31 protein-coding genes and 1 tRNA gene are annotated in these 26,322 nt (G+C 67.9%); 25 read left to right on the forward strand and 7 right to left on the reverse strand.

The window, feature by feature from the left end; translation table 11 throughout:
* The first annotated feature begins 23 nt into the window (after window positions 1-23).
* From MIAR_RS00600 to MIAR_RS00655, 12 genes are all read left to right on the forward strand, one after another.
* Window positions 24-803: a 3-oxoacyl-ACP reductase gene (locus MIAR_RS00600; RefSeq protein WP_285629947.1), complete on the forward strand. Its 780-nt coding sequence runs from the start codon at window positions 24-26 to the stop codon at window positions 801-803.
* Window positions 804-825: 22 nt separating this feature from the next.
* Window positions 826-1,542, forward strand: a complete 717-nt coding sequence (locus MIAR_RS00605; RefSeq protein WP_285629949.1) for a gamma-glutamyl-gamma-aminobutyrate hydrolase family protein — start codon at window positions 826-828, stop codon at window positions 1,540-1,542.
* A gap of 52 nt (window positions 1,543-1,594) precedes the next feature.
* Entirely contained in the window at window positions 1,595-2,485 is an 891-nt protein-coding gene (locus MIAR_RS00610) for a ParA family protein (protein ID WP_285629951.1), read from the forward strand.
* Window positions 2,469-3,305, forward strand: coding sequence for a segregation and condensation protein A (locus MIAR_RS00615; protein ID WP_285629953.1), 837 nt, complete (start codon window positions 2,469-2,471; stop codon window positions 3,303-3,305). The genes MIAR_RS00610 and MIAR_RS00615 overlap by 17 nt, the downstream gene beginning before the upstream one ends.
* 28 nt (window positions 3,306-3,333) lie before the next feature.
* Window positions 3,334-3,924: an SMC-Scp complex subunit ScpB gene (gene scpB / locus MIAR_RS00620; RefSeq protein ID WP_285629955.1), complete on the forward strand. Its 591-nt coding sequence runs from the start codon at window positions 3,334-3,336 to the stop codon at window positions 3,922-3,924.
* Window positions 3,921-4,715, forward strand: a complete 795-nt coding sequence (locus MIAR_RS00625) for a pseudouridine synthase (RefSeq protein ID WP_285629957.1) — start codon at window positions 3,921-3,923, stop codon at window positions 4,713-4,715. The genes scpB and MIAR_RS00625 overlap by 4 nt, the downstream gene beginning before the upstream one ends.
* Complete coding sequence (locus MIAR_RS00630; protein WP_285629959.1) at window positions 4,712-5,824, forward strand: prephenate dehydrogenase; 1,113 nt, start codon at window positions 4,712-4,714, stop codon at window positions 5,822-5,824. The genes MIAR_RS00625 and MIAR_RS00630 overlap by 4 nt, the downstream gene beginning before the upstream one ends.
* Window positions 5,817-6,512, forward strand: coding sequence for a (d)CMP kinase (cmk, locus tag MIAR_RS00635; protein WP_285629961.1), 696 nt, complete (start codon window positions 5,817-5,819; stop codon window positions 6,510-6,512). The genes MIAR_RS00630 and cmk overlap by 8 nt, the downstream gene beginning before the upstream one ends.
* On the forward strand, window positions 6,505-8,025 hold the full coding sequence (gene der, locus MIAR_RS00640; RefSeq protein ID WP_285629963.1) for a ribosome biogenesis GTPase Der: 1,521 nt from the start codon (window positions 6,505-6,507) through the stop codon (window positions 8,023-8,025). The genes cmk and der overlap by 8 nt, the downstream gene beginning before the upstream one ends.
* A 120-nt stretch (window positions 8,026-8,145) precedes the next feature.
* Window positions 8,146-9,216 carry a Glu/Leu/Phe/Val dehydrogenase family protein gene (locus tag MIAR_RS00645; protein ID WP_285629967.1) on the forward strand — a complete coding sequence of 357 codons (1,071 nt, stop codon included), beginning with the start codon at window positions 8,146-8,148 and terminating at the stop codon, window positions 9,214-9,216.
* 29 nt (window positions 9,217-9,245) lie between these two features.
* On the forward strand, window positions 9,246-9,698 hold the full coding sequence (locus MIAR_RS00650; protein ID WP_285629969.1) for a GNAT family N-acetyltransferase: 453 nt from the start codon (window positions 9,246-9,248) through the stop codon (window positions 9,696-9,698).
* A 52-nt stretch (window positions 9,699-9,750) separates the two neighbouring features.
* Window positions 9,751-10,656 (forward strand): NUDIX domain-containing protein, encoded by a 906-nt coding sequence (locus MIAR_RS00655; RefSeq protein WP_285629971.1) that lies wholly within the window; start codon window positions 9,751-9,753, stop codon window positions 10,654-10,656.
* Between the two features lie 58 nt (window positions 10,657-10,714).
* On the opposite strand, the gene MIAR_RS00660 is transcribed toward MIAR_RS00655, so the two are convergent.
* Genes MIAR_RS00660 through MIAR_RS00675 form a run of 4 tightly spaced genes read right to left on the reverse strand, consistent with a single transcriptional unit; the run spans window position 10,715 to window position 12,849 of the window.
* Entirely contained in the window at window positions 10,715-11,089 is a 375-nt protein-coding gene (locus tag MIAR_RS00660) for an RNA-binding S4 domain-containing protein (protein WP_285629973.1), read from the reverse strand.
* Entirely contained in the window at window positions 11,086-11,751 is a 666-nt protein-coding gene (locus MIAR_RS00665) for a lysoplasmalogenase (protein ID WP_285629975.1), read from the reverse strand. Before MIAR_RS00665 ends, MIAR_RS00660 begins: the two co-directional genes overlap by 4 nt.
* A 38-nt stretch (window positions 11,752-11,789) precedes the next feature.
* Complete coding sequence (locus MIAR_RS00670) at window positions 11,790-12,245, reverse strand: hypothetical protein (RefSeq protein WP_285629977.1); 456 nt, start codon at window positions 12,243-12,245, stop codon at window positions 11,790-11,792.
* Window positions 12,246-12,267: 22 nt separating this feature from the next.
* On the reverse strand, window positions 12,268-12,849 hold the full coding sequence (locus MIAR_RS00675) for a GNAT family N-acetyltransferase (RefSeq protein ID WP_285629979.1): 582 nt from the start codon (window positions 12,847-12,849) through the stop codon (window positions 12,268-12,270).
* Window positions 12,850-12,979: 130 nt separating this feature from the next.
* Between MIAR_RS00675 and MIAR_RS00680 the strand changes: the two genes are divergently transcribed.
* A tRNA-Pro gene (locus MIAR_RS00680) sits at window positions 12,980-13,053 on the forward strand.
* Between the two features lie 788 nt (window positions 13,054-13,841).
* Entirely contained in the window at window positions 13,842-16,472 is a 2,631-nt protein-coding gene (locus MIAR_RS00685) for an N-6 DNA methylase (protein WP_285629981.1), read from the forward strand.
* Between the two features lie 442 nt (window positions 16,473-16,914).
* Here the strand turns inward: MIAR_RS00685 and MIAR_RS00690 are convergent, their stop codons facing one another.
* Window positions 16,915-17,451, reverse strand: coding sequence for a DUF1643 domain-containing protein (locus MIAR_RS00690; protein ID WP_285629983.1), 537 nt, complete (start codon window positions 17,449-17,451; stop codon window positions 16,915-16,917).
* The gene (locus MIAR_RS00695) at window positions 17,448-18,530 is read right to left on the reverse strand and encodes a DUF3644 domain-containing protein (RefSeq protein ID WP_344287811.1); all 1,083 of its coding nucleotides are present in this window, start codon (window positions 18,528-18,530) and stop codon (window positions 17,448-17,450) included. Before MIAR_RS00695 ends, MIAR_RS00690 begins: the two co-directional genes overlap by 4 nt.
* A gap of 1,184 nt (window positions 18,531-19,714) precedes the next feature.
* Here MIAR_RS00695 and MIAR_RS00700 point away from each other — a divergent pair.
* The 11 genes from MIAR_RS00700 to MIAR_RS00750 all read left to right on the forward strand — a co-directional run bounded on the left by MIAR_RS00700 (window position 19,715) and on the right by MIAR_RS00750 (window position 25,872).
* Complete coding sequence (locus MIAR_RS00700; protein ID WP_285629985.1) at window positions 19,715-20,212, forward strand: Asp23/Gls24 family envelope stress response protein; 498 nt, start codon at window positions 19,715-19,717, stop codon at window positions 20,210-20,212.
* On the forward strand, window positions 20,209-20,400 hold the full coding sequence (locus tag MIAR_RS00705; protein WP_285629988.1) for a DUF2273 domain-containing protein: 192 nt from the start codon (window positions 20,209-20,211) through the stop codon (window positions 20,398-20,400). The genes MIAR_RS00700 and MIAR_RS00705 overlap by 4 nt, the downstream gene beginning before the upstream one ends.
* 8 nt (window positions 20,401-20,408) lie before the next feature.
* Complete coding sequence (locus tag MIAR_RS00710) at window positions 20,409-20,786, forward strand: NTP pyrophosphohydrolase (protein ID WP_285629990.1); 378 nt, start codon at window positions 20,409-20,411, stop codon at window positions 20,784-20,786.
* Window positions 20,787-21,371 carry a DNA/RNA endonuclease G gene (locus MIAR_RS00715; RefSeq protein WP_285629991.1) on the forward strand — a complete coding sequence of 195 codons (585 nt, stop codon included), beginning with the start codon at window positions 20,787-20,789 and terminating at the stop codon, window positions 21,369-21,371. It begins immediately after the preceding gene.
* Window positions 21,368-21,985: a hypothetical protein gene (locus tag MIAR_RS00720; protein WP_285629993.1), complete on the forward strand. Its 618-nt coding sequence runs from the start codon at window positions 21,368-21,370 to the stop codon at window positions 21,983-21,985. The genes MIAR_RS00715 and MIAR_RS00720 overlap by 4 nt, the downstream gene beginning before the upstream one ends.
* A gap of 43 nt (window positions 21,986-22,028) precedes the next feature.
* Complete coding sequence (locus MIAR_RS00725) at window positions 22,029-22,295, forward strand: GlsB/YeaQ/YmgE family stress response membrane protein (protein ID WP_285630671.1); 267 nt, start codon at window positions 22,029-22,031, stop codon at window positions 22,293-22,295.
* A 106-nt stretch (window positions 22,296-22,401) separates the two neighbouring features.
* Window positions 22,402-22,968 carry an RNA polymerase sigma factor gene (locus MIAR_RS00730; protein WP_285629995.1) on the forward strand — a complete coding sequence of 189 codons (567 nt, stop codon included), beginning with the start codon at window positions 22,402-22,404 and terminating at the stop codon, window positions 22,966-22,968.
* Window positions 22,965-23,585 (forward strand): Asp23/Gls24 family envelope stress response protein, encoded by a 621-nt coding sequence (locus MIAR_RS00735; protein ID WP_285629997.1) that lies wholly within the window; start codon window positions 22,965-22,967, stop codon window positions 23,583-23,585. The genes MIAR_RS00730 and MIAR_RS00735 overlap by 4 nt, the downstream gene beginning before the upstream one ends.
* Complete coding sequence (locus MIAR_RS00740; protein ID WP_285629999.1) at window positions 23,582-23,932, forward strand: hypothetical protein; 351 nt, start codon at window positions 23,582-23,584, stop codon at window positions 23,930-23,932. Before MIAR_RS00735 ends, MIAR_RS00740 begins: the two co-directional genes overlap by 4 nt.
* 94 nt (window positions 23,933-24,026) lie before the next feature.
* Window positions 24,027-24,689, forward strand: coding sequence for a hypothetical protein (locus tag MIAR_RS00745; protein WP_285630001.1), 663 nt, complete (start codon window positions 24,027-24,029; stop codon window positions 24,687-24,689).
* 49 nt (window positions 24,690-24,738) lie between these two features.
* Window positions 24,739-25,872: a hypothetical protein gene (locus MIAR_RS00750; protein ID WP_285630003.1), complete on the forward strand. Its 1,134-nt coding sequence runs from the start codon at window positions 24,739-24,741 to the stop codon at window positions 25,870-25,872.
* 17 nt (window positions 25,873-25,889) lie between these two features.
* Here the strand turns inward: MIAR_RS00750 and MIAR_RS00755 are convergent, their stop codons facing one another.
* Window positions 25,890-26,309 (reverse strand): hypothetical protein, encoded by a 420-nt coding sequence (locus MIAR_RS00755; protein WP_285630005.1) that lies wholly within the window; start codon window positions 26,307-26,309, stop codon window positions 25,890-25,892.
* Window positions 26,310-26,322: the final 13 nt, after the last annotated feature.

Here is a 26,322-nt window from a genome sequence, read left to right on the forward strand (position 1 = left end):
AGGAAAGGCAACAGGGAGAACAGATGGGAAAGCTGGACGGCAAGGTCGGCGTCATCACCGGCGGATGCAGCGGGATCGGCCTCGCGACGGCGAGGAAGTTCGTCGCGGAGGGTGCCAAGGTCGTGATCGGCGACCTCGATGAGGTGAACGGTCCGCGCATCGCCGAGGAGCTCGACGGCGTGTTCGTGAAGGTGAACGTCACGGACCAGGAGCAGGTCGAGAACCTGTTCAAGGTCGCGAACGACACCTACGGTCACATCGACATCGCCTTCAACAACGCCGGCATCTCCCCGGCATCCGACGACTCGATCCTGAAGACCGGTATCGACGCCTGGAACCTGGTGCAGGACGTCAATCTCACCAGCGTCTACTACTGCTGCAAGGCCGTGCTCCCGTACATGCTTGCGCAGGGCAAGGGATCCATCATCAACACCGCATCCTTCGTCGCGATCATGGGAGCCGCCACCTCGCAGATCTCGTACACGGCGTCCAAGGGCGGCGTGCTGGCGATGACCCGCGAGCTGGGCGTGCAGTTCGCGCGGAAGGGCATCCGCGTGAACGCCCTCTGCCCCGGGCCGGTGAACACGCCGCTGCTGCAGGAGCTGTTCGCGAAGGACCCCGAGCGGGCCGCGCGCCGACTGATCCACGTGCCCATGGGACGCTTCGCCGAGCCGGAGGAGATCGCGAACGCGGTAGCCTTCCTGGGCAGCGACGAATCCAGCTTCATCACCGCGATGGACTTCCTTGTGGACGGAGGTCTGTCCAACGCCTACGTCACACCCCTGGAGAGCGACTTTGAGTGATCCTTCGCCGGAGCAGGCGGCCGTGCGGCCCGTCATCGGCATCAGCACCTATCGGCAGCTGGCCAACTGGGGCGACTGGCGCCACATCCCGGCTGACCTGCTGCCCGCCGACTACGCGCTCTCGGTGGAGCGCGCCGGTGGCGTGCCGGTGCTGCTCCCGCCGCTCGGCTCAGCGGAGTCCGCGCGGATCGCGCTGAGCCGGATCGACGGTCTGCTGATCGCGGGCGGGGCGGACATCAACCCCGCCCGCTACGGGCAGGAGCCACACGAGCACGTCACCACCTGGTACGACGACCGGGATGCCTGGGAGCTGTGGCTCCTCGCCGAGGCGGACCGGGAGCGGCTGCCGACGCTGGGCATCTGCCGCGGGATGCAGATGATGGCGGTGGCCGCCGGCGGGTCGCTGGTGCAGCACCTGCCGGATGTCGTCGGGCACGGCGATCACGGGGGCACCCCGGCCGGATACAGCTCGACCGATGTCACGGTCGAGGGGGAAGGGCGCATAGCCGCGCTGATCGCCGATCGTCTGACGGTGCCGAGCCATCATCATCAGGCCGTCGACGCGCACCCCGGCTTCCGTGTGGTCGCCCGCGACGGCGACGGGGTCGTGCAGGCCATGGAGGCCGATGGCGACCGCTTCGCGGTGGGGGTGCAGTGGCATCCGGAGACCGCCGACGATTCGGGCGTGTTCGACGGGCTGGTGGCAGCGGCCCGGGAGCGCGCCGCGCGCCGAGGCTGAGCCGGAGGGCCCTGCCGCTAGACTCGAGCAAGCACGACGAGCAGGAGAACCGGTGGCGGACAAGGTGACGAAGACCAAGTCGAAGGCGACGAAGGAGGGCGACCTCCCGATCGGCCCGACGGGTCGCCCGTACCACGGCTTCGACGTCCCTGCGCCGCTGGACTCGCACGGCCCCGCGCGCATCATCGCCCTCTGCAACCAGAAGGGCGGCGTCGGCAAGACGACCACGTCGATCAACCTGGCCGCTTCACTCGCCGAATACGGTCGCCGGGTGCTGGCCGTCGACTTCGACCCCCAGGGCGCGCTGTCGGCAGGCCTCGGCATCACCGTGCACGATGTGCCGACCGTCTACGACCTGCTGCTGGACACCAAGCGCGACCCGCGCGAGGCGATCGTGCAGTCCTCGACCCCGAACCTCGACGTGCTGCCGGCGAACATCGACCTGTCCGCCGCTGAGGTGCACCTGGTCAACGAGGTCGCCCGAGAGACGATCCTCGCCCGCGTGCTGCGGCACGTCGCGGGGGAGTACGACGTCATCCTGATCGACTGCCAGCCCTCGCTCGGACTGCTCACCGTCAATGCCCTGACGGCCGCGCACGGCGTTCTCATCCCGCTGGAGTGCGAGTTCTTCGCCCTGCGCGGTGTGGCGCTGCTGATCGAGACCATCGACAAGGTGCGCGACCGGCTGAACCCGTCGATCAAGCTCGACGGACTGCTCGCCACCATGTACGACCCGCGCACGCTGCACTCCCGCGAGGTGCTGGAGCGCGTCGTCGAGGCCTTCGGCGACGACGTGCTGGAGACCGTGATCGGCCGCACCGTGAAGTTCCCCGACGCCTCGGTGTCGGGCGTGCCCATCACCGAGTTCGCGCCGGAGCACGCAGCCGCCCAGGCCTACCTGCGACTGGCGCGGGAGCTGGTCGCCCGTGGCGCCGTCGCCTGAGGACACTTCGACGGGCCTGGCGGCCCAGGATGCGGATGCGCCCGGGTTCCGGGTCTCGCTGTCGAACTTCGACGGCCCGTTCGACCTGCTGCTGAACCTGATCTCCAAGCACGAGCTGGACATCACCGAGGTGTCGCTGAGCAAGGTGACCAACGAGTTCATCTCGTATCTGCGCGATCTCGACGGGCCCGACGAACTGGATCAGGCATCCGAGTTCCTCGTCGTCGCGGCGACCCTGCTGGACATGAAGGTCGCGGGGCTGCTGCCGCAGGGCGAACTGGTGGATGCAGAGTCCGTCGCGCTTCTCGAGGCCCGGGACCTGCTGTTCGCCCGGCTCCTGCAGTACCGCGCGTTCAAGGAGGTCTCCGCCTGGTTCGCGCGCTGCCTGCAGCGGGAGGACCGCCGGCACGTGCGGGCCGCGCCGCTGGACGAGAAGCACCGGAAGAAGACGCCGGAGCTGGTGTGGTCGCTGAGCGTCGACGACTTCGCGGCGCTCGCCCTGTTGGCGTTCGCGCCGAAGGAGATCCCTTCGGTCGGACTCGATCACCTGCACGCGCCGCTGGTCAGCATCCGGGAGCAGGCCGCGGTCGTCGTCACGCTGCTGCGCAGCACCGACTCGCTGACGTTCCGTGAACTGGTGAGCGGGGTGAGCGAGCCCGGTATCGTCGTGGCGCGCTTCATCTCGGTGCTCGAGCTGTACCGGCACGCCGCGCTCTCGTTCGAGCAGCTGGAGCCCCTGGGTGAGCTGACCCTGCGCTGGTCGGCGGAGAACTGGTCGGATGAGCAGCTGGCGACGCTCGGCGCGGACTACGACAGGTGAGCGGATCATGACAGATGAGGAATTCCGGATGAGTGAGGATGCGGCCCTCGAGACGACCCTCGAGACCCCGTTGAGCGAGCGCGTCGAGGCGATCCTGCTGGTCGTCGACGAGCCGATCGCGCTGGTCGCGCTCGCGGCGGCCGTGCACGCGCCCGTCCCCGCCGTGCGGCAGACGCTCGAGACGCTGGTCGACGACTACGACGGGCGCGGCACCGGACCGCGGCGCGGATTCGAGCTGCGCGAGGTGGGCGGCGGCTGGCGGCTCTACGTCCGCGAGGACCATGATGACCTGGTCGCGGACTTCATCGGCGGACAGGCGCCCGCACGCCTGTCGCAGGCCGCGCTGGAGACCCTCGCGGTCATCGCGTACAAGCAGCCGGTCACGCGAGGGCAGGTGGCATCCATCCGCGCCGTGAACGTGGACTCGGTCGTGCGCACGCTGCTGGCGCGCGGACTGATCACCGAGCTGTTCGCCGACTCCGAGACCGGCGCGATCAACTACGGCACCACCGACCAGCTGCTGCAGCATCTGGGGATCAACTCGATCGACGAGCTGCCCCCGATCTCGCCGCTGCTCGATGACGGTGCAGACGGCTTCGACGAGGGAGTGACCCGATGACCACCGCAGGAAACCAGGACGCCGAGGGCGTGCGGCTGCAGAAGGCGCTGGCGAACGCGGGCGTCGCATCGCGACGCGTGATCGAGCAGTACATCGTCGAGGGGCGCATCCGGGTCAACGGCCGCACCGTGAGCGAGCTCGGCACGCGCATCGACCCGGAGAACGATCTGATCGACGTGGACGGCACGGCCGTGCAGCTGGACGTCTCCAAGCGGTACGTCATGCTCAACAAGCCCACCGGCATCTACAGCACCATGCGCGACGAGAAGGGCCGCCCCGACCTGCGCCGCTTCACGAAGGAGTGGGAGGAGCGCCTGTACAACGTCGGCCGACTGGATGCCGAGACCAGCGGGCTGCTGATCCTGACCAACGACGGCGAGCTCGCGCACGTGCTCGCGCACCCCTCGTTCGGGGTGACGAAGGTGTACATCGCGAAGGTGTCGGGCACCGTGACCGCACAGACCATCGCCAAGCTGACGCGCGGCTTCGACCTGGAGGACGGCCCCATCAAGGCCGACAAGGCGAGGCTGCTCGACGCGTCGCGGGGGAGCAGCCTGGTCGAGCTGACCCTGCACTCCGGGCGGAACCGGATCGTGCGGCGCATGATGGCCGCCGTCGGCCATCCGGTCGAGGAGCTCGTGCGTCGCCAGTTCGGTCCGCTGCACCTGGGAACTCTCCCGGTCGGGAAGGCCAGGGAGCTGACTAAAATCGAACGAGGCGCATTGCTGACTCTGTCGCGCCAGGACACACCTGCGGCCGCGGGAGATGACGACAAGCAGGAGACCGAGTGAGCGACACCACGAACGCCCGCGCATCGCGCGTGTCGGGCACCGTGCGCATCGTCGGCGCGGGCCTGCTCGGTGCGAGCATCGGACACGCGCTGCGCTCGCACGACGTGGACGTGGTGCTATCCGACGCCTCGCCCTCGCAGCTGCGGCTCGCGATCGACTACGGGGCGGGGCGCGCGGCGCGCGATGACGACGCTCCGAACCTGATCGTGGTGGCCGTGCCGCCGGACGTGACCGCCGACGTCATCCAGGCAGAGCTCGAGGCGCATCCGGATGCCGTGGTGACCGACGTCGCCAGCGTGAAGCTGGAGCCGTACCAGGAGCTGCGCCGTCGTGGCGTGGATCTCACCCGGTACATCGGCTCGCACCCGCTCGCGGGACGTGAGCGCGGCGGGGCGATCTCGGCGCGCGCCGACCTGTTCATCGGCCGTCCGTGGGTGGTGTGCCGCGACGAGGAGACCCGCGCCGCGGACCTCGCGCTGGTCGAGGCGCTCGCACTGGACCTCGGCGCCACGCCGCTGGAGATGACGCCGGAGGAGCACGACCGCTCGGTCGCGCTGACCTCGCACGTGCCCCAGGTGGTGGCGAGCCTGCTGGCCGCCCGCCTGGCGGATGCCGATGCAGACGCGCTGCAGCTGGCGGGCCAAGGTGTGCGCGACACGACTCGCATCGCGGCATCCGCCCCTGAGCTGTGGGTGCAGATCCTGAGCGCGAACGCCGCGCCCGTCGTCGAGGTGCTCGACGCCCTCGCATCCGATCTGCGTGCCGTCTCCGACGCGCTGCGCGAGCCGGACGCGCCAGGCGCGCGCCGCGCCGTGGCGGATGCGATCCGGCAGGGCAACGAGGGCGTGGAGCGGCTTCCGGGCAAGCACGGCCAGAACCGCCGCTTCGAGCAGCTCATCGTCATGGTCGACGACACCCCCGGCCAGCTGGGCCGCCTGTTCGGCGAGCTGGGGGAGCTGGGTGTGAACGTGGAGGATCTGCGCCTGGAGCACTCGCCCGGAGCGCAGTTCGGCCTGGCCGACATCAGCGTGGCGCCGGCCGCACTGCGCGGCGCCATCGAGGGCCTGGAAGCACGCGGCTGGCGGATTGCGGGGAACACCAATGACTGACGCGCACAAGTTCATCGCGATCGATGGGCCCGCCGGGTCCGGCAAGTCCAGCGTCTCCAAGGCCGTCGCACGCCGGCTCGACTACGGCTACCTCGACACGGGCGCCGCCTACCGGGCGCTCGCCTGGCACGTGCTGGAGGGCGGCGCGGACACCGCGGATGCCGAGGCCGTTCGCTCCGCAGCATCCGACTTCCCCCTCTCGCAGCAGCTCGACCCCGACGACCGTCGCGTGCTGGTCGGCGGCGTCGACGTGACCGACGCGATCCGCGACCCCCGCGTGTCGGCCGCGGTGAGCGGCGTGGCGCGCGTGCCCGAGGTGCGCCTGCAGGTGAATGAGATCTTCCGGCGGATGGTGGCGGAGTCCGCCTATCCCGCCGTGGTCGTCGAGGGCCGTGACATCACGACCGTCGTCGCCCCGGATGCGCCGGTGCGCATCCTGCTGACCGCCGCACCCGAGGTGCGCGCCGCCCGCCGTGCGGGCGAGCTCGCCGGCTCGGACGCGGCCGCCGTCGGCGAGGCAATGCGCAAGCGCGACGCCTCCGACAGCAGCGTCGTCGACTTCCTCAACGCCGCACCCGGCGTGACGGTGGTCGACTCCACGCATCTGGATTTCACACAGACCATCGATGCCGTGCTCGCTGTGATCGAGCGCGCCTTCGATGCCGACAAGGAGCCCCACCATGGCTGATGAAGAGTACGAGGGCGGCCCCGACCACCTCGCCGAGAAGATGGCCGAGCTCGACGAGCAGCTGGCCGACCAGCGCGCCGACCTCATGCGCGCTACCCTCGCCGACTACGACCTGGACGAGGAGGACGCGCACCTGCTCGAGGGCGTGACCCTCGGCGAGGACGGCATCACGGTCATGCCGGCGCTGCCGGTCGTGGCGATCGTGGGTCGCCCGAACGTGGGCAAGTCGGCGCTGGTGAACCGCATCCTGGGCCGCCGCGAGGCCGTCGTGGAGGACACCCCCGGCGTCACGCGCGACCGCGTCACCTACAAGGCCGAGTGGATGGAGCGGCGCTTCTCGCTCGTGGACACCGGCGGGTGGGAGCCCGATGCCAAGGGCATCGACCGCTCCGTGGCCGCGCAGGCCGAGGTCGCGATCGACCTGGCCGACATGGTGCTGTTCGTCGTCGACGCGAAGGTCGGCGCCACCTCCACGGACGAGCACGTCGTCAAGCTGCTGCGCAAGAGCGGCAAGCCGGTGTTCCTCATCGCGAACAAGATCGACGATGCCCGTCAGGAGCCCGAAGCCGCAGCTCTCTGGAACCTGGGTCTGGGGGAACCGTACCCCGTCTCCGCGATCCACGGACGCGGCGTCGCCGACCTGCTGGACATGATCGTCGAGAAGCTGCCGGAGGTCTCGGCGGTGGCCAAGGCCGAGATCGGCGGCCCGCGCCGCGTGGCGATCCTGGGTCGGCCGAACGTGGGCAAGTCCTCGCTGCTGAACAAGGCGGCCAAGGAGGAGCGCGTGGTCGTCAACGACCTCGCCGGCACCACACGCGACCCGGTGGACGAGATCGTCGAGCTGGGCGGCAAGATGTGGCGGCTGGTCGACACCGCCGGCATCCGCCGCCGTGTGCACCTGCAGCAGGGCGCCGACTTCTACGCGTCGCTGCGCACCTCCGCGGCGCTGGAGAAGGCGGAGGTCGCGATCGTCGTCCTCGACGTGAGTCAGCCCATCAGCGTTCAGGACCTCAACATCATCGACATGGTGCTGGAGTCGGGCCGTGCGCTGGTGCTCGCGTTCAACAAGTGGGATCGCCTGTCGGACGACGACATGGAGAACTCCGACCGCCGCCGCTACCTGGAGCGGGAGATCGAGCAGGACCTGGCGCACGTCGCGTGGGCTCCGCGCGTGAACATCTCGGCGAAGACCGGATGGCACTTCGACAAGCTCGTGCCCGCACTGGAGCGCGCGCTGGAGAACTGGGACCGTCGTATCCCGACCGGCAAGTTCAACGCGTTCATCACCGAGCTCGTGGCCGCGCACCCGCACCCGCTGCGCGGTGGCAAGCAGCCGCGCATCCTGTTCGGCACGCAGGCGTCGACCCGTCCGCCGACATTCGTGCTGTTCACGACGGGCTTCCTCGACCCGGGCTACCGCCGGTTCGTGCAGCGCCGCCTGCGCGAGCTGTACTCGTTCGAGGGCACGCCGATCGTGATCAACATGCGCGTGCGGGAGCGGCGCCAGCGCTAGCGCTGCCGCCGGGTCTCCCGACTGGGTCCCTGAGCCCGTCGAAGGGATAATGGGGAACGGATGCCATGATCCCGGCATCCGTTCCCGCCTGGCCCACGAGGCCTGCCGAAGGAGACTGCGATGACGCACACCCTGCCCCTGCCCGACTTCGCCCACGAGCGCGTGGAGGTGACGACGGGACGGCGCAGCGGCCTCTTCATCGCCGTCGCGCTGCACTCCTCTGTGCTCGGCTCCGCTCTGGGCGGGGCGCGGCTGTGGACCTATCCGCACTGGAGCGACGCCCTCGGCGACGCCCTGCGCCTTTCGGCCGCGATGACGCTGAAGAACGCCGCGGCCGGTCTGGATGCGGGTGGCGGCAAGTCCGTCATCCGCCTGGAGCCGGGGCAGACCCTGGATGCTGATCGGCGTCGCGCCGCGTTCCTCGATCTCGGGGATGCCGTGGAGCTTCTCGACGGTCGCTATCGCACGGCGGAGGACGTGGGCTCCACGACCGAGGACATGCTCACGGTGAGCGAGCGCACGCAGCATGTGGTGGGCCTGCCGTCGACTGTCGGCGGTTCCGGGGAACCGGCGGGTCCCACCAGCCTGGGCGTGTACGCCTCGCTGCAGGCGGTCCTGGAGCGCATCACCGGCTCGGCTTCCGCCGACGGGCGCCGGGTGACGATCTCGGGCCTCGGGCAGGTCGGCGGACGTCTCGCCGCGCGCCTGGCGGAGCAGGGCGCACAGCTGACCGTGACCGACATCAACCCCGCACGGCGCTCGTTCGCCGAGGAACTCGGGGCGACATGGGTCGAGCCGGGCACCGAGCACCTGGTTGCCGGTGACGTGTTCGTTCCCGCCGGCATCGGCGGTGTGCTGACCGACGAGGTCATCGACGTACTGGACGTGAAGGCCGTGTGCGGCCCCGCGAACAACCCGCTGGCCGACCGCTCCGGAGCGGATCGCCTCGCCGGACGCGGCATCCTGTACGCGCCCGACTTCGTCGTCAACGCGGGCGGCGTGATCTACCTCGACCTGGAAGCGAAGCAGCTCGGCACGAGCGACGAGATCATGGCCCGCGTCGCCGCGATCGGCGACACCGTGCGCACCATCCTGGACGACGCCGAGGAGCGGGGCGTCACGCCGCTGCAGGCGGCCGAGGAGCTCGCCGCAGCGCGGCTGCGTGCCGGTGCCGCGGTGGGCGCGCGGTAACGCGAGAACCGATCGACGAGAGGACGACGATGGGCGACGGCACGCAGCACGAGGTGGAGGTTCTCACCTCGGTCAGCGATGAGGATGCCGCCGACCTGCGGCATCTGCTCGGACTGCTCTCCACGACCGCCGTGTTCGATCGGGCTCGCATCGAGTCGATGATCACGCACGACGCGACGGAGGTGCTGGTCGTCCGTGAGCAGGGCCGGATCGTCGGCATGACCACGGTCGTCACGTTCCCGCTCCCGACGGGCATCCGCGGGATCGTCGAGGATGTCGCCGTCCACGAGTCGATGCGCGGGAAGGGGATCGCCCGTCTGCTGCTGGAGCGGGCGACCCTTCTCGCGCGGGAACGCGGGCTGAGGACGCTGGATCTGACCTCACGCCCGTCGCGCGAGGCGGCGCTGCGGCTGTACGAGTCGGTCGGGTTCGTCCGCCGCGACACGAACGTGCTGCGATACGCTCCGGATGCCGTGAGCTGACTCACTTCGTCTTCGTGGCCGCTGCACCGTGCAGCTGTGAAAGGCTGAACGGGTGACGATCATTCCTGTGCAACCCGGTGAGCCGCGCCGTCCGGACGGACCGCGGGACCCGGGGGACGCATGGGTCGTCGCGGAGTCGGGTGAGCGGTACTGGGGCCGATTCGGCGCCGCCGGCGTGCTCGCGTTCGACCCCGAGCGCGGCGTGCTGCTGCAGCATCGGGTGGGCTGGAGTCACTTCGGCGGCACCTGGGGCATCCCCGGTGGCGCGCTGCATGAGGGCGAGTCCGCGCGCGACGGCGCGCTGCGCGAGGCCCAGGAGGAGGCCGGGATCCCCGACGGCGCCCTGCGGGCACGGTTCGCGAGTGTGCTGGATCTGCGGATCTGGTCGTACACGACCGTGGTCGCCGACGTGGTGTCGTCGTTCGAGCCGGTGATCAGCGACCCCGAGAGCCTCGCACTCGAGTGGGTGCCGGTGGACCAGGTGGACCAGCGTCCGCTGCATCCGGGTTTCGGCGCGGCGTGGCCTGCTCTGCACGCCCTGCTGTCCGTGCGGCCTGCGGTCGTCGTCGATGCGGCCAACGTCGTGGGTTCGGTGCCCGACGGCTGGTGGAAGGATCGCGTCGGTGCGGCGGAGCGGCTGCGTGAGCGGCTGTCGACGTGGACGGCCAGGGGAGTGGTCGCGCCCGGTCTCGGTGTGGGGGCGGATCTCTGGTATCCGCCGGTGTCGATGGTCGTGGAGGGCGCGGCGCGGGAGATCGCGGATGCCGTTGATGAGCGCGTCGAGATCGTGCGCGCGTCCGGCGCAGGCGACGACGCGATCGTCTCGGAGACGCGACGGCTGCGTGATGGCGGGTTCTCGGTGACGGCCGTCACGAGTGACCGAGGTCTGCGCGCACGCCTGGAGGAACTCGGGGCTCAGGTGCAGTCGTCCGGCTGGCTGCTGGAGCGGTTGGGCTGAGGGAACCAGGGGCGCTCCTGACGAGATCGCGGCGGGGCGTCGAGTCGACGGCGCGTTCTCAGAGATCGTCGCGCCCGCGCAGGCGATCGATCTCGCGGCGCTCCCGTTTCGTCGGTCGCCCCGCTCCACGGTCGCGGACCGCGAGCATGGCCACCGGGTCACGCGGCGGGGTGCGATCGTCGTAGGCGGTGGCCGCCACAGGTGCGCCGACGCGCTTGGTCAGGGTCTGCCGCACGATGAGGATCCGGTCGAAGCCGGAGATCCGCACCCGCACCTCGTCGCCCGGCTTCACCGTCTGCGCGGCCTTGATGCGCTCACCGTTCACGCGCACGTGCCCCGCGCGGACGGCTGTCGTGGCGGCCGATCGGGTCTTGTACACGCGGACGGCCCATAGCCAGCTGTCGATGCGCGCCGGCTTCACAGCATCCGTCATCGTGTCTCTCGTCTCGCCAGGGTGTGAAGCACGCCCCACACGATGAGTCCCTGGCCGATCGTGTACGTGATCATCACGGCCGGGCTCATCCATCCGGGCAGGCCCTCGGGCAGGAAGAGCCGGAACGCGAGGATCGAGTCGCTGGCGAGGAAGAACGCGCCGCCGATCGTGACGATCGGATGGCAGCGCGCCGCGGTCGCGGCCGTGCCGGCGAGGACGAGCCCGTACGCCGCCACGGCGGGGAACAGGCCGCCGGTGTGAGGTCCGAGGATCGACAGCATCCCCACCCACCAGGCGACGTAGACGAGCGTCCACCAGGGCAGGCGACGGACGCGCGCGAAGCGGAGGAACAGCACGATGTAGCCGATGTGCGCGATGCCGAAGAAGCCCAGCATGAGGGGCAGCTCGGGCAGCGTCGGGAAGAAGGCGCCCGCGGAATCGCCCAGCCAGGAGAAGAGCAGGGCGGCGAGCAGGAGGCCGACGACTGCCCGCGGTCGCAGTCGGGGCGCGGCGGCGACGGGGAGCGCCAGCAGCGGCATCAGCCAGAGCTTGGTCGGCGGTGCCAGCGGGCTGTCCAGGGCGATCGCTGAGACGTGGATGATCGACAGGACGACGTACGGGACCCAGGCGAGAATGTCGAGAAGCCGGATGCTGCGGGGCATCCGCTCTTCTCCGACTGGGTGCGAGAGGGCCGGCGAACTCACGACTCGACCGTCACGGCGGCGACGGTGCCGTTGGCGGCCAGGTGCGCGGCGGGCCAGTAGCCCTCGGGGAAGTGCTGGCCGCAGGTGTCCACGAAATGCAGCACGATCTCGTCGTCGGAGGATGCCTCGATCGCCTCGAGTCTCAGGTCGGCTGCGCCCTCGTCCAGCTCGTGAGCCTCGGGCTCGACGTCGCTGAAGTGGGTGATCACGGCATCCGACGCGCGCCGGCGGATGCCGTCGATGTCGGCCACCACCGAGCGGAGCCGGGGGAGCCGCGAGCGCACGTCGTCGATCTCGGGACCGTCAATCATCAGCTCGATGTCGGCGTCGCCGTCGGCGACGCTGCCCGCGTACCAGTCGTGGACGGCGACCGTGCCGCCGTCGAAGGTGCTCTCGGCGCGGGTGAGGACGCCGAGTTCGGGGTCGTCGATCGACGGATGCTGTGCGCTCATGGCTTCACGGTAGCGCGGACGGTCATTCCAGCTGGCGCACCACGAGGACGCGTCCGCGGGTGAGCGGCTCGGTCTGGCGGAATCCGTGGGCGAGGAACGTGGACAGCGTGCCGTGGAAGAGGTCGTTGGAGTGATGCGTGCCCTCGGAGGTGTCCACGGGATACGCCTCGATGAGACGCGCTCCGGATTCGCGCGCGTAATCGATCGCGGCCTTCAGGAGCTGGGCGCTCAGGCCCTTGCCGCGATGGTCGCGGCGGATGACGAAGCAGGTCACCGCCCACACGCTCGCGTCGTCCAGCGGCTCGGCGGTGGCGGCGACGATCGCCCTGGTGCGGACGATGCGCGTCTGCGCGCTGCGAGGTCCGATGCGGATCCAGCCGGCGGCCTCACCGTCGACATAGGCGATGAGCCCCGGCGGGGGACCGGCCGCGATCTCGTCCTTGAGCATGTCGCGCCGCTGCTCGACGGTGGTGGACTGCCACTCCTTGTTGCTCACGACGGGCCAGATGCACTGGCAGCTGCGGCCGTCTCCGCCTCCCGTGAGGGAATGCTGCACGTCGTCCCACCGACTGATCGTCGCGCGTTCCGTGGTGATCGAAGTCATGCAGGGCACGCTACGCGCGGTATCGGACATCGGCAACGGGCCGCGCGCCACGCCCGGACGGCGCGGTTCGCGCAGGCCCCATTCGTCGGCTAGGATTGTGGAGTTGCCCGCGCTCCGGTGCGGATCACAACGGGCTGTGGCGCAGCTTGGTAGCGCACTTGACTGGGGGTCAAGGGGTCGCAGGTTCAAATCCTGTCAGCCCGACAAAAACCCCGATCAGAAGCTAATTCTGATCGGGGTTTCGTTGTCTCATGCGTGCGATGTCACCGCAGATGTCACCAGTAAGAAGCCAATGTCACCGTGACACGCCCGTCATGTTTTGAAGGCCTGTCTCCCAAGATAGCGCTCGTGGTCGCTTTGTGTCTGGATGAGTTGCTCGTTCGGAACCTGTCTCCAAAGAGCCAAGATCGCAGGTTCAATTTGCCTCTGCTCAGGAGGAACTACACGCAGTTGCCACCCGTTGATCGCTTTGTGTTTCCGTTGACGCGGCCGTCTACTTGTGGGTCTGCTACTCGACCCTGAAGAAGTGGCGCTCCGAGGGCAGGGCCCCAAGTACGCCAAGATCGGCGGTTCTGTGCTCTATCGCCCGGCCGACCTCGACGCGTTCGTTGAGTCGAGCTGGTGGCGTGATCATGGGCATCGACCTCGGCGCGATCACGGACCCGCAGTTCAACGCCGACATGGACTGCGCCGCTAAAGCAGTATGCGGCCCGCGCGGTTGGCGAGATGCTCGCAGAGGACCCTGGCCTCACCTCTTCCGAGCTGCACCGGGCACTCGTCAAGAAGGCGGAGCTGGCCGGTTAGGCCAGCAGCTTCGGCCAGTAGCGGACGCTTCGACAAACATCGTGCGAGACCCCTGCAGAAATGTTCAGCAGGGGCCTTGTTGCCCGAAGGTGGAGAGTTGTCTGTGTTGCCCGTTGAGCGCTCGATAGTCTGGCATGGATGTGCACGCCACTCCCCGGTGGTGCAATTCCAACCACTAGGAGGCCAGGATGGCGACCGCGCCCAACCGTCGAAGCGCTGATGTTCGTCCGACCTTGAACGAGGACGGGAAGTACATCTGCCTGACGGACGGGACGCTGCTACCGGCCACGCCCGAAGAAGCCGTCCGGCAGGGTTTCATAGCCGTGCTGCGCAACGAGTACGGCTACCCGGCAAATCGCATCAAGCGCGAGGTGCCGATCTATCACGGCAGCAGTGAGCTCAAGGGCCACGACGGTGCTCCTGTGCGTGCGGACCTCATCGTCTATGCCAACGCCGCTGCCGCCACCAGTCGAGATCAGGGTCGAATCACCTTCGTCGTCGAGTGCAAGAAGCCCGACGTGAAGTCCGGGTACGCACAGTTGGTCAGCTATATCTTCTCGACGAACGCCCCCGGCGGCGTCTGGACGAACGGCATCGACGGTGAGAACGCCGACACCAAGTTCTATCGGGTCGACCGCAAGCTTGAGCAGCTACTCCCGGTGACCGAGCTTCCCCGTGCGGACGAGACCTGGGGCTCGGTCAACCGTCGGAAGAAGTCCGAACTCGAGAAGCCGCACGACATCCGCCGCCTCTTCCGCTTGTGCAACAGCAAGCTGTACGGCCGCGGCATGGAGAACTATGATTTTGACATCACCATGGACATGGTGCGGATCCTGCTCGCCAAGATCCAGGACGAGTCCTCTCCCGGTGAATACCCGGCGTTCTACATCTCGCAGGAGGAGTACGAGACCACTGAGGGCCGCGAAGCCGCCTCTACCCGTGTCCGTGATCTCTTCGAGGCTTTCGCCGAACGGCATCGCGAGGTCTTTCCCGAAGGCGAAAAGATCGAGGTCCCAGACGCGGCGATCGCCGAGGTCATCACTGTGCTTCAACCCTGGACTCTCGTGGTTGGCTACCAAGATGCCGACGACTGGGACGTCATGGGCGCGGCGTACGAGCAGTACACGCACCAGAACCTCAAGCGGCAACGAGGGCAGTTCTTCACTAACCGCCTGATCGTCTCGGCCATGGTCAAGATCGCTGATCCAAAGGTCGGCGAGAAGGTCCTCGACCCGGCTGGCGGATCCGGTGGGTTCGTTACTGCTGCGTTCCGATACATCCGGCAGGCTGTGCTTGATTCGACGCTGCCTGGCAGCCCCCAGCGTGAGCGCCAATTGGACAACGCCAAGAACGACATCTTCCTCTCCGAGATCACTCCTCGTCTGGTCAAACTCGCCAAGACCGCGATGCTGCTCAATGGCGATGGTCACGCCGGCATGACGAGGGGGAACTCGCTGGGTCCGTACGAGCAGCTCGATCCCTGGATCCAGTCGCGATGCTCGCGCGGCGTACCCAAGGTAATCCTGTCCAACCCACCGTTCGCAGGTCAGGGCGAGTCCCGCATCTCCGATCCCCAGATCCTCACGCAGTACGAAACGGCCAAGCGTGAGGTGGTCTCGAAGGTCACCGGTGTGCCCAGTACCGAGCTCATGGCTCAGCAGAGTCCCGAGTTGCTTTTCTTCGAGCGCGCACTCGATTGGCTCGCCGATGGTGGCCGCATGGGTATCGTCCTGCCCAAGGCCTTCTTGGACACCACTCTCGCGCTACGGGCGCGCGAGCTGCTCTTTGAATACGCCTACCTCGACGGCGTGATAACGCTCCACAAGGACTCGTTCCAGCCTGACACCGGTGTGCGCACCTGCATCGTCTTCCTGACAAAGAAGACCTCCGAGCAACGACAGCAGCCCGACGACGACTACGACATCTTCATGGCCGTCTCGCAGAAGGTCGGTCAGACCTCCGAGGGCGTCCCGATCTTCGTGATCGGCGACGACGGCACCCCAACAACCGAGATTGACCATGACCTCGACGACATCGTCGACGACTTCAAAGCCCTGAAGTCCGGCGATCTCGTACCGTCGCAGTTCCGCTACGCCGTCAAACGATCGGACATCGACAGCCGACTGAACATCAACCCGCAGTTCTACTCGCCGCACTTGAATGAGTCGATCGCGACCGTGCGACGGTTCGACGAGCTCGACGGCTGGTCGGTAACCACGCTGGGGCAGCTCGAACGCGGTATCTCGATCTTCAAGGGGCCTCGACTCAAGACCGAAAACGTGATCGTTCCCAATGAGACTGCGGGAGACAACGTCGTCGGATACTTCACGCCGTCCGCCATGCTTCAGGACAAGCGTGACTCGGCCAAGTACGTCGACCTCGCCAAAGCGAGCCCGAAACAGATTCGCGACTTCGACACCGTCACTGTGCACGAGGGTGACCTGCTCCTTACCCGTTCAGGGTCGATCGGTCGGTTGGCCTACGTGTCGAGCGTCATGGACGGGCAGATCGTCTCGGACGACATGATCCGTGTGCGGGTACCGTCCCAAGCCGTGCGCGCCTACGTAGCCGCCTTCCTGCTGTCAGACAACGCAGCTGCGCAGATGCTCATGAACGAGTATGGCTCGATTCAGCAGCACCTCGAGCCCTCCCACGTACGTAATCTCCTCGTCCCTGTGCCTAATGATTGGGCTGATGCTGTCGACCTCATCGCCAACGGTGAAGCTTTCATGCGTGCGAAAGAAGTCTCCGACAGGGCGATGAAGGCTCTACGGACCAACGGTTTCGACAGCGGAATGAACGGCCTCCTCGGAGACTGAAAGAAGCTATACCTAGTCCCCTCGAACGGGTCGACTAGAGCCTGAATCTCATGCTCCGCGCACACGAACGCGATCCTCGCGCCGTGCTCGTCGGAACCGACCGAGGGGTCGGGCTGGCAGTCGCCGCCGCCGACCGAGCACGTCCGGTAGTCGTCACTGATGGGCACGCCGCCTACGCTGTCTCTCTCCTCGTAGGCCATGCCTGTAGACCCTGCTGGTTGCCCGCGGAGAGCCCATGGATGCTCAGAGCGGGACTCGTCTCCCAGCAACGGTACGAGCTAGCGCTTGAGAAATTCCCGAACCTGAAAGCGCTGTCGCGGGCCCTCCCATTGTCTGCGTTCAAGGGATATGCCCAGTACCCGGCGTCCGTCCGGGCCGCGCTCGACCCCATCAATGCGCGCCGCGAGTCATGGCCGACAACAGAACAGCGCCCTCGTCGGCCTCAGCTCACGTAGACCTTCGGCCCGAGCATCGGCAGTGGCCTGCCGGGCGGGCTCGGATGCCGAGGGTTCCCCTCTTGCGTCAACGGGTCCCACGTGAACACCTTCACTCCCATCCGGTCGAGCAGCGCCTGCACGTCGAGCTTCGCGCGCTTTAGAGTCCTGTGCGGCATGTTGCCCCATGCGCCGAGCACCTCGGTCGTGCCGTGTCTCAGTAGCACCTGCTCGATCGCCGCGCAGTTCAGCGCCGACAGCGCCGGGTCGTAAGTCGATAGCTGGCTCGGCCTGGGCGAGCGCTCGGGATACAGGTTTAGCATCACCCAGCCCGAGTACCCGCGGCGCACGCTCGCCTCGATGAGCCTGTTCACGGTCCTGTCGGCCTGCGTCTCCGCCGCGTGCGAGGGGTTCATGCCGATCGCGATGAGAGGCGGCGCGCCCGTGCTCGCTCTCGACGCGTTGCCCAGCGCGAAGCGATGCGAGTCCACGCCGGGGTCCGGGTCCCAGAAGTCGGGCTCGTGGCCCGCGAGGTACTCGATCATGATGAGGACGCTTTGGCGGGCTTCGGCCATGGCTCCCGCCCGGTCATCTCTAGAAAGCCCTCTGGCGTCGAGCACTTCTTGATCAGGCGCTGAACCCAGGCCTTCGTGTACCTGTAGGTCTTCGTGGGTTCGTCGTACTCGCAGAAGTCCGTGTTCGTCCGGGATGGATTGGCGTCGCCGTTGGGTGGGCGGATCTTCGCCTTCTTCCAGGAGTCCGTGAAGTGCGCCATGTTGAACACGTACGGTATCGCTGCCTGGATCTCCTTCACGGCGTTCGCCGGCATCACGCGGCCCAGACCCGAGACGTTCTGCTTCCTGTCGCGGACGATCACCTGGCCTCGACGTCCGAGCTCCTCGGCGAACGCGCGTTCTTCTTCCGTCATGTCGTCATACTTCGTGAACTGCATCGCGATCGCGTCGGGGTCCTTCGGCGCGAGCTCAACGATCGCCCTGATCCTGAACTCGTAGCGCGAGTCGCTCGTGATCGAATCGTCCAGGCCGGCTTCGTAGCTCGTCATGAAGCTCTTGATGTCCTGCGGCAGCGTGCTTTTGAACTTCCTCAGCGCTTGCTCGCCTTCGGACGTGAAGGTGCCGACGAAGATCGGGACCCTAAGGCGCATGGCCAGCGACTGGTGGTCGCCGAACTGCTCCGTCAGCTCGGTCTCGAAGTTGACAAGCAGCGCATGGGCGTGGCCGGCGAGGTTCAGCATCAGCGCCTCGTCTGCGTGCGCGTGCCGGTGCTCCAGACGGTTTCGCAACTTGATGAACAGGGAGAGGTTCGCGCGCACCGGATTGGCGTCGGAGGGCCAGCGCTCCTTCATCGAGCGCTCGAGCTCCCAGCGCTTCGCCTCCCCGTCGATCTTGAGCAGCCTCTTCTTGAACTGGGGGTCCCAGTAGCGGAAGTCCACGTCGTCGCGAATGAACTGGGCATGCAGCAGGTACAGCCACGCCAGGTGCATGTGGATCACGAAGCCCTCGAACGAGCGCGACTCCGCCGGGTCGTTGTACAGCCGCACCGCCAGGCACGCCTCTTCCATGCTCGCCTCGAGAGTCGTCTGCCATCGGGGTGGTCGCGCCATGCCACGAGGCTATCGGCAGCCTCTGACAAACGAGCGTTTTGTGAGAGGACCTGCCTCCTGCGCGCAGGACTCCCTATGCCGACGCGAACCGCTGAAGGTAGGTAGTGTCGCCCGTGACGCGGTCGCGGGCGGGCTGGATCAGCGCGCGACGCCCGCGCGAGCCATAGAGGCTCCCTCTTGAAGAAGCTGTCCGGCCGCACAGTGCATGCGTCTGCCAGCGCCATGCGCCACTCCGAGAGCGTCGCATCCTTCGGGCGAGGAGCGAGGCCGAGGTGTATGCACCGGTAGCGGTATCGCTCGGATACCGACGGGCCCGCCGGCCGCGCGGTGATCCGCCTCATTACGGTAGGAGATTTCTCAAGCTCGCGACCGCGTCCTGAGATCGAGAAATCCGCGGCGTACTCCAGTGGGTCACCCCAGATATCGCGGTCTCTCAGATTTCTTTGATGCCCCTAGCGTCCCCGAAAATGTCACCGCTAGTGTCACCGCTAGACGCCGGACGTCACCGGAATCGAGGGGAACTACCGGGAACCGCGATCGTCCGCGTGCCCTACTCCGGTATGACATCTAAGGCTATGGAGCGTCCGTGACATAGATCACATCGCTGGCTCAAGGGGTCGCAGGTTCAAATCCTGTCAGCCCGACGTAAACGCACGAGGAGGGTCTCGATCCGCAAGGATCGGGGCCCTCCTCGTGCGTTTACTCGCACCTGTGAAGAGGGGCCACGCGGCGCCGAGAGGCTCCGCGCGCCGCCTCTGCGCGCAACGCGAACCGATCTCGACGCCGGGCGGCGCGTGGAGGGCGCCGTGGGGATGCAGCCCGACCGAAACAGAATGAGGAGGGTCTCGATCCGCAAGGGTCGGGCCCTCCTCATTCTTTTGCTCGCCCTCTGGCGAAGAGGGCGCCGTGGCGATGGGGCCCAGCCGGTGCATCGCGCAGCGCTGCGGTGGTGATCACGTTGAGCAGTGAGGCAGCTCAGCCCAAGGAGTACTCCGCAGCCGAGAAGAGGCCAGGACCATCGGCAAGAACGTGGGCGGACCACCGCGCGACGGGCCTCATCCGAGAATCGCCGAAGAAGTTTGTGACATCTGCCGCGCTGGCACCGTCTCATCTGTAGAGCGTGGTTCTCGCTCTTTCGATGGAGCGGCCCTGGGCCGGTCCGCTGACACATGGAGGTTGAACTGATGGCTGCGGATGAGAAGAACGTGGGCTTCCCCGAGGCTGACGCATCGGCCACGGGTGCCGTCAAGAGCACGTCGCGCGTCGACCGCCCGGACGCGGCGGGACGCACGGCTCCGGCCGGTGCCTCGGCAGGGCGCACCACCATCGCCGACGGCGTGGTCGCCAAGGTCGCCGGCATCGCCGCGCGCGAGGTGTCCGGAGTGTATGCACTGGGCGGGGGCGGCGCCCGTGCGCTCGGCGCGATCCGTGACGCCGTGAACGCGACCGACCTGACCCAGGGCGTGAAGGTCGAGGTCGGTGAGACCCAGGCGGCCGCCGACATCACGATCGTCGTCGAGTACCCGTCCCCGATCCAGGACGTGGCCGAGAACGTCCGCGCCGCCGTGGCGGACGCGATCACCCGTCTTGTCGGTCTTCAGGTCGTCGAGGTGAACGTCGACGTGAACGACGTGCATCTGCCCGACGACGGCGACGCCGACGCCGAGTCCCGCGTCTCATGAACACGACGCTGACCGGTGCCCTGATCGGGGCGGTGCTGGCGTTCGCCGCGCTGCTCTTCGGATTCTGGGGGTTCCTCCTCGTGGCGATCCTCATGGGGATCGGTGCGCTGGCGGGACGCGTGCTGTCCGGTCAGTTGGACCTCCGCGCCCTCGCGGGGGCGTTCAGCGGGAGGCGCACGTCAGCATGAGCAGCACGATGAGCGCTGATGGAGCGCTGCGTACACCTGCCGACGTCGTGCCGGGACTGCGTGGTACGGTCCGCGTGCGCGAGCGGGCGATCGACAAGGTCGTCCGCGAGGCGTCGGCCGGAGCCATCGGCGTTCCGCGCGACGAGGTCGCAGTCGACGTCTCGGACTGGGGACGCGGAGTGGCCGTGGGCATCGCAGCGAAGCTGCCGGTGCCCAGCCTGTCCGACCAGGACGAGATCCACTCTGCGCTCCCGGTCCTCGACCGCGTCCGCGGCCTTCAGTCCGCGATCGCCGAGGAGCTGGCTCGACTGACCGGGCGCGAGATCACCCGCGTCTCGTTCACCGTGACCGGTGCCGTGATCGCCGAACGAAGGCGGGTGAGGTAGATGACGACTCCCGTCCTGAAACGGGCCACCCGGCGCGAGCTGCACTCGCCGCGCACGGCCGCCGCCGCGACGGTGCTGGTGGTCGTCGCGATCGCCGCCGTCTACGCCGGTGTCGAGATGGTGCTGCACCTGCTTCGGCTCGATCCGCTGCTGGTGACGCCCGGAACTGCACTTGAGGGGGCGGCGGCGCTGCCCGACATCGAGGCGAAACCCGCCGTCATCGCCGGCGCCGTGGTGGTGGCGATCGCGGGGCTCGTGCTGATCTGGCTCGCGCTGACCCCGGGGCGCCGTCCGCGGCATCGGCTCGACATGCCACCCCACTCCGTGGTCGTCGACAACGCGGTGATCGCTTCGTCGAGCGCCGAACACATTCGGCACGAGCTCGACCTGCCGCGGGGAGCGGTCGTCGTCGGCGTGGGGCACCGGAGCGCTGATGTCACCGTCCGGCCGGTACCGGGACAGTCGGTGGACAAGGAACGGCTGCGTGCGGTGCTGAAGGGCGAGCTCACCCGCTACGGGCTGCCGGCGGGCATGTCGGTGCGGGCACGGGTCATGCGTCCCGACGAGGAGAACAGGGAACGATGAACGCGACGAACCGGGGTCTGAACCGCACGGTGCTCTTCCTCGTCGGTGTGGCGCTCGTCGCCGTCGGTGCGACGACTGTCGCGGCCCAGCTGTGGCCGGCGGCCGCGGATGCCTGGCGGGCGACGGCCTCGAACACGATGGCCTGGATGCGGCAGGCTGACGAGGCGACGCGCATCGTGGAGGGGACCACACTGAGCTGGATGGCGGTCGCGCTGCTCGCGCTGCTGCTCGTCGTCGTGGCGGTCGTCGTCGTGCTGATCGCACGGCTCGGTGGCGGACGCACGAGCGTCCTCCTCCGTGAGGAGGCGACCGACGGTGCACAGGGGGCCGTGACGATCCGTGACGACTTCGCCTCCGACGCGATCCGGCATTCCCTGGCGGGCCACGACGAGATCCTCGCGTCGAGGGTGACCGCGCACCGGATACGTGGCACCGACATGCTGCACGTGAGCGTGACGGCGCGGCAGAACACGTCTCCTGCCGACGCCGCGAGAACGGTGACGGGGCTCGTCGACAACCTGTCGGTGCTCACCGGCCGCGAAATGCCGACGCTGGTGTCCATTCACGCAGGCATCCGCGCCCGGTTAGCATCTGAGACGCCACGGGTGAACTGACCCTGGTGCCGCACCAGACGAAATCATGGAAAGGACCGACCACATGGGATTCTTCAGTTTTCTGCTTCTTGGTCTGATCGCGGGGGCGATCGCGAAGCTCATCCTTCCGGGCAAGCAGGGCGGCGGATGGTTCGTCACCCTGCTGCTGGGCGTCGTGGGCGCATTCCTCGGCGGCTGGCTCGGTGGGCTGATCTTCAACGTCAACCTGCAGGGCTTCTTCAACCTGTCCACGTGGCTGCTCGCGATCGGAGGATCGATCGTGGTGCTGCTGATCTACGGCCTGATCGTCGGGCGCCGCTCGGCCAAGTGACGGTACGCAGCTGAGCTGACCGCGCGAGGGGGTAGGGCCGGCGGGTGGAGATGCCGTCCGCCGGCTCTCTCCCTGGATTGCGGCCTTCGTGTGAGGGGACCGAAGGATGAGCAGGGAACAGAACCGCAGCCCGCTGGAGGCGGCCGACGACCACATCGTCGCAGGCCGAGCCGCCGACGGCGATCCCACGGCGTTCGCCGTGCTGGTGCGCAGGCACACGCCCGTGATGCGCGCCTACGCCCGTCGCATCCTGCACGGCTCCGCCGACGTCGACGATGTGGTGCAGGACGCTTTCATCACCGCGTGGGAGCAGCTGCCCATGCTCGCCGACCCGGCCCGGGTGAGGAGCTGGCTGATGCGCATCACCGCACGCAAAGCGATCGACCGGCTGCGCGCGACACGGGTGCACGCCGACGTGACCGACCTGGAGATCCCCGCCCCCGAGGGCGCGTCCCCACAGGCACGAGCTGAGGCGAGAGCGGGTGTCGCCGCGCTGAGCGACGCGCTTCAACATCTGCCGGATGCGCAGCGGCAGGTCTGGGTGCTGCGGGAGCTCGGCGGCGGCACGTACTCCGAGATCGCCGAACAGCTCGACACGTCGGAATCGACGGTGCGGGGCTTGCTTGCCAGGGCGCGGAAGGACATCATCGTGCGGATGGAGCAGTGGCGATGAACGAACACGACACCCCCGATGCCCGCATCCTCGGGCTGGAGCCCGAGGACCTGGACGGTCACACGATCGAGGAGCTCTCGGACTACCTCGAAGCCGGATGCCGCCCGCCCGACCCCGCCATCGACGAGTCACCGGGATGCCGCATCGCTCTGGAGGCGCTGGAGCGCCTCCGACGGCTGAGCCCCGAGCTCCTCGCCGCCGATGCCGAGGCCGAGCCAGAACCGGATGACAGCTGGGTGCAGCGCATTCTCTCCGGCATCGCGCTCGACGCGCACGCCGGCCGGCGCATTCCGATCACTGTCCCCGTCGCGAACGCCGACCTCGGGATCACCGAGGGAGCAGTACGCGGACTCATCCGCGCCACCGAGAACGCCTTGCCCGGTGTCCTCATCGGCAAGAGCCGGTTCGACGGCGACGTCACGGTGCCGGGCGAGCCGGTGCGGATCCAGCTCGACGTCAGCGTGCCGTACGGCGAGCCGATCCCGGGTCTGGTGGACCGCCTGCGTCACGAGATCGACGTGCGGCTGCGCGACCACACGACGCTTCACATCACCGCCGTCGACATCACCGTGCATGACGTCCGACGACTTCCCGACCCTGCCGAGGAGGATCGATGACGGATATCGAGGGCCAGGCGCTGGCCGCTGACCTCGAGACTGCGGTCCGGGAGGTCGCAGGAGTCACCGGGCTCTTCCGTGTCGGCGGAGTCCTGTCGAACGTCGCAGACGCCGGGGCGGAGATCCTCGGTCTTGAGGGAGCCAGGCCGCCGCTGGTGCGCGTCGACGCTGCAGAGGAAGGCTGGAGCGTCGAGATCGCCATCGGCGTCGACGGCATCGCGGGCTCGGTGGAGACCAGCCGCCGTGTGCACGAGACGATCCACGCACTCTGCGCGGCGCGCGGCATCCCCTTCACGAAGATTCAGGTGACCGTCGCACACGTCGACGAGTCCACGACGAAGGACTAGCACGATGAGCAGCGCGCACGTCATGATCCGAGACCAGCTGGCCGCCGGCGTGACGCGGCGGTCTGCGCGGTCGACGAGCCCGTAGGCTCGGACGATGAGGTTTCGAGGGCACTCTCGGCCCACCACTGTTGTGGCCTGGGGTTTCGTTGCGATGACTATGACAGTGGGGCTGACCGGATGCTTCGGGTGGAGCGTCTCGAAGGCTGGACCGACGGGACCCACCGAAGGCGCCGCAGGGAACTCCTCACTGAGCGATGCCGGTGCTGAGCACATCCAGAGAACCGGCAGTGCGAACTTCGACTGGAGCAGTGGCCGACTCCTCCTGCAGGACATCGGCTTGACGGGCTCGTCAGATTTCGCGAACGCCGTGAGTGCGAAAGACCACGCCCACCCGATCGCGGTCACGATCCACGCGCCGAAGGCGACGATCCGGGTGCCCAGCGACCGCATCTTCCCTTACGTCGCCGCCGGTTCTGACGAGATCGGTGAGTTGTGGCTTACTGTCAGGGCCGAGGACGATGAGCAGTTCGTGAGGTTCGTGCGCGACTACGCATCGGTTGCGGGCATCGAGGGAGACGGCCTGAACGCGTGGGTCACGGGTTACGCGGCCGATCCTCGCTCGACCTGCGGTGCCCTGGGCTACAACACTCCGGTGGGCACCGCTACCGGTCTCGATGTCTGGCTCGAGATGTCCTGCACGTGGGACCTGGAACCGCGTCGCTTCGTGTCCGTGCATGTCGCACCTCCGGAGCTCTGACCCCGGGCAGCCGTGCTGTGCGCCGCCGTGAGTGCGAGAGAATTGGGATATGCCAGATTCCCAGAAGTATTCCGGTCTCGGCTATTGGATAGGGCAATTCGCGTTCTCGGCTCTTCTGGCGATCCTCGGGCTCGCGGGCGGGGTCTACATGCTGATCGACAGCGGCAGCGAAAACCCCAGCAGCTCCACCGGCGTCGGCGAGGGCGCGATCGTCCTCCTGGTCGGGATCGTGTTCCTGCTGCTGCTCATCTGGCTGATCGTGAGCTTCGTGGCACAGTCTCGCCAACAGCGAGCCGTGTATGCGTGGGCGATCATGCAGGACTATGTGTCCCGCAATCCCGGTGCCAGGGCCACTCGTCCTGGCCGAGCGGTGAGGGGCGACATCGCCTCGATGGCGACCGCCGCACGGGCCCGCGACGGCGTTCTGGGTTACGAGGAAGTGCTCCGCCTTCAGGCGCTGCGTCCCGAGGTTCCCTACCCGGGTGATCTCGAAGCGCTGCGCCTGGCGGCCGCCGCACCGTCGCGGATCCCGGATACTCCACAAGAGCGAGAACGACGACGCGCGGAGTGGGCCGCAGACGACGGTGATGCCCGTGCGCGACTGGACGCGGCGGGGCTCGGCGGCCCCGGTCTCGTGCACAGGACGCGGCTCGTGACGCGTGTCGTCGGCTGGGCGGCCGTGGCCGCGTTCCTCACCTCCGCCTGGCTGAAGAGCCCGGCTCCTGCCACAACGACCTTCCTGGCGCTCACCGGTCTCTGGTGCGTCCTGCGCCTGGTCACCGGGCTGCTGCAGGATGCACGTACCCGCAGAGGGCGCGCTCTCGCCCACGCCTGGCTCAGCGAAGCCGAGAAGTCAGATCGCGGCCTGCCGACCCCGTTCGACGAGTTCTTCAAGACCTCGCTCGGTGCATGGTGGATCCGCCTGCTGACGCCCATGGCGCTGCTGGGCGTCTTCTTCCTCCTGGGAGGATTGGCGAACATCGGACGCGCATCCGATCCTGTGGAGCGTGTCGTGTTCGTCGGGATGGCGTGCGCTGCTGCGGGCTTCTTCTTCGCCAGCATCGCGCTGCGGATCGTTGCAGCCAGACGCGCAGCAGTCGATCGCGATCGACTGCGCGCGTACCGTCGGGGGCGAGAAGCGCTTTCCTCGGAGGATGCCGAGACGGCACGCCGAGGGGCGTAGTCCTCCGCACCTCGTGGTCAGAGGACCTCCATATTGAGCGTGACTCCCTCGGCAGTGCAGGGGCCCGAAGCGCTGAGGAAGAACCTGCTCGCCTGGTCCTTGTCCTCCTGGGACGGCCCGGCGGGGTCCGTGTACTGCAAGACGACGATGCTCATCGAGATCAGCAGTCCCTTGACCTGGTCGTCGGTGGCATCCTGCCCCGCGGCGTCGAACTCGGAGTAGAGGTCGACGAGCGCATCGTTGTCCTTCGGGTCGGTCTGCGCCAGCCGGTGGTCGAGCTCGTTGAACCTTTCGCACGACTCCTTGACGCTCACCGTTCCGACCGACGCTGTGGGTTTGGGCGGTTTTGGTGACGTCGTCGGTGCCGGCTGCGCCGCTGAGCATCCGGTGAGCAGGGCGACCGCGGCGACGGCCAGTGCGACGGTGTACTTGGGCATGTTTCTTCCTCCG

It is taken from the genome of Microbacterium arabinogalactanolyticum, assembly GCF_030268005.1.
Classification (GTDB): domain Bacteria; phylum Actinomycetota; class Actinomycetes; order Actinomycetales; family Microbacteriaceae; genus Microbacterium; species Microbacterium arabinogalactanolyticum.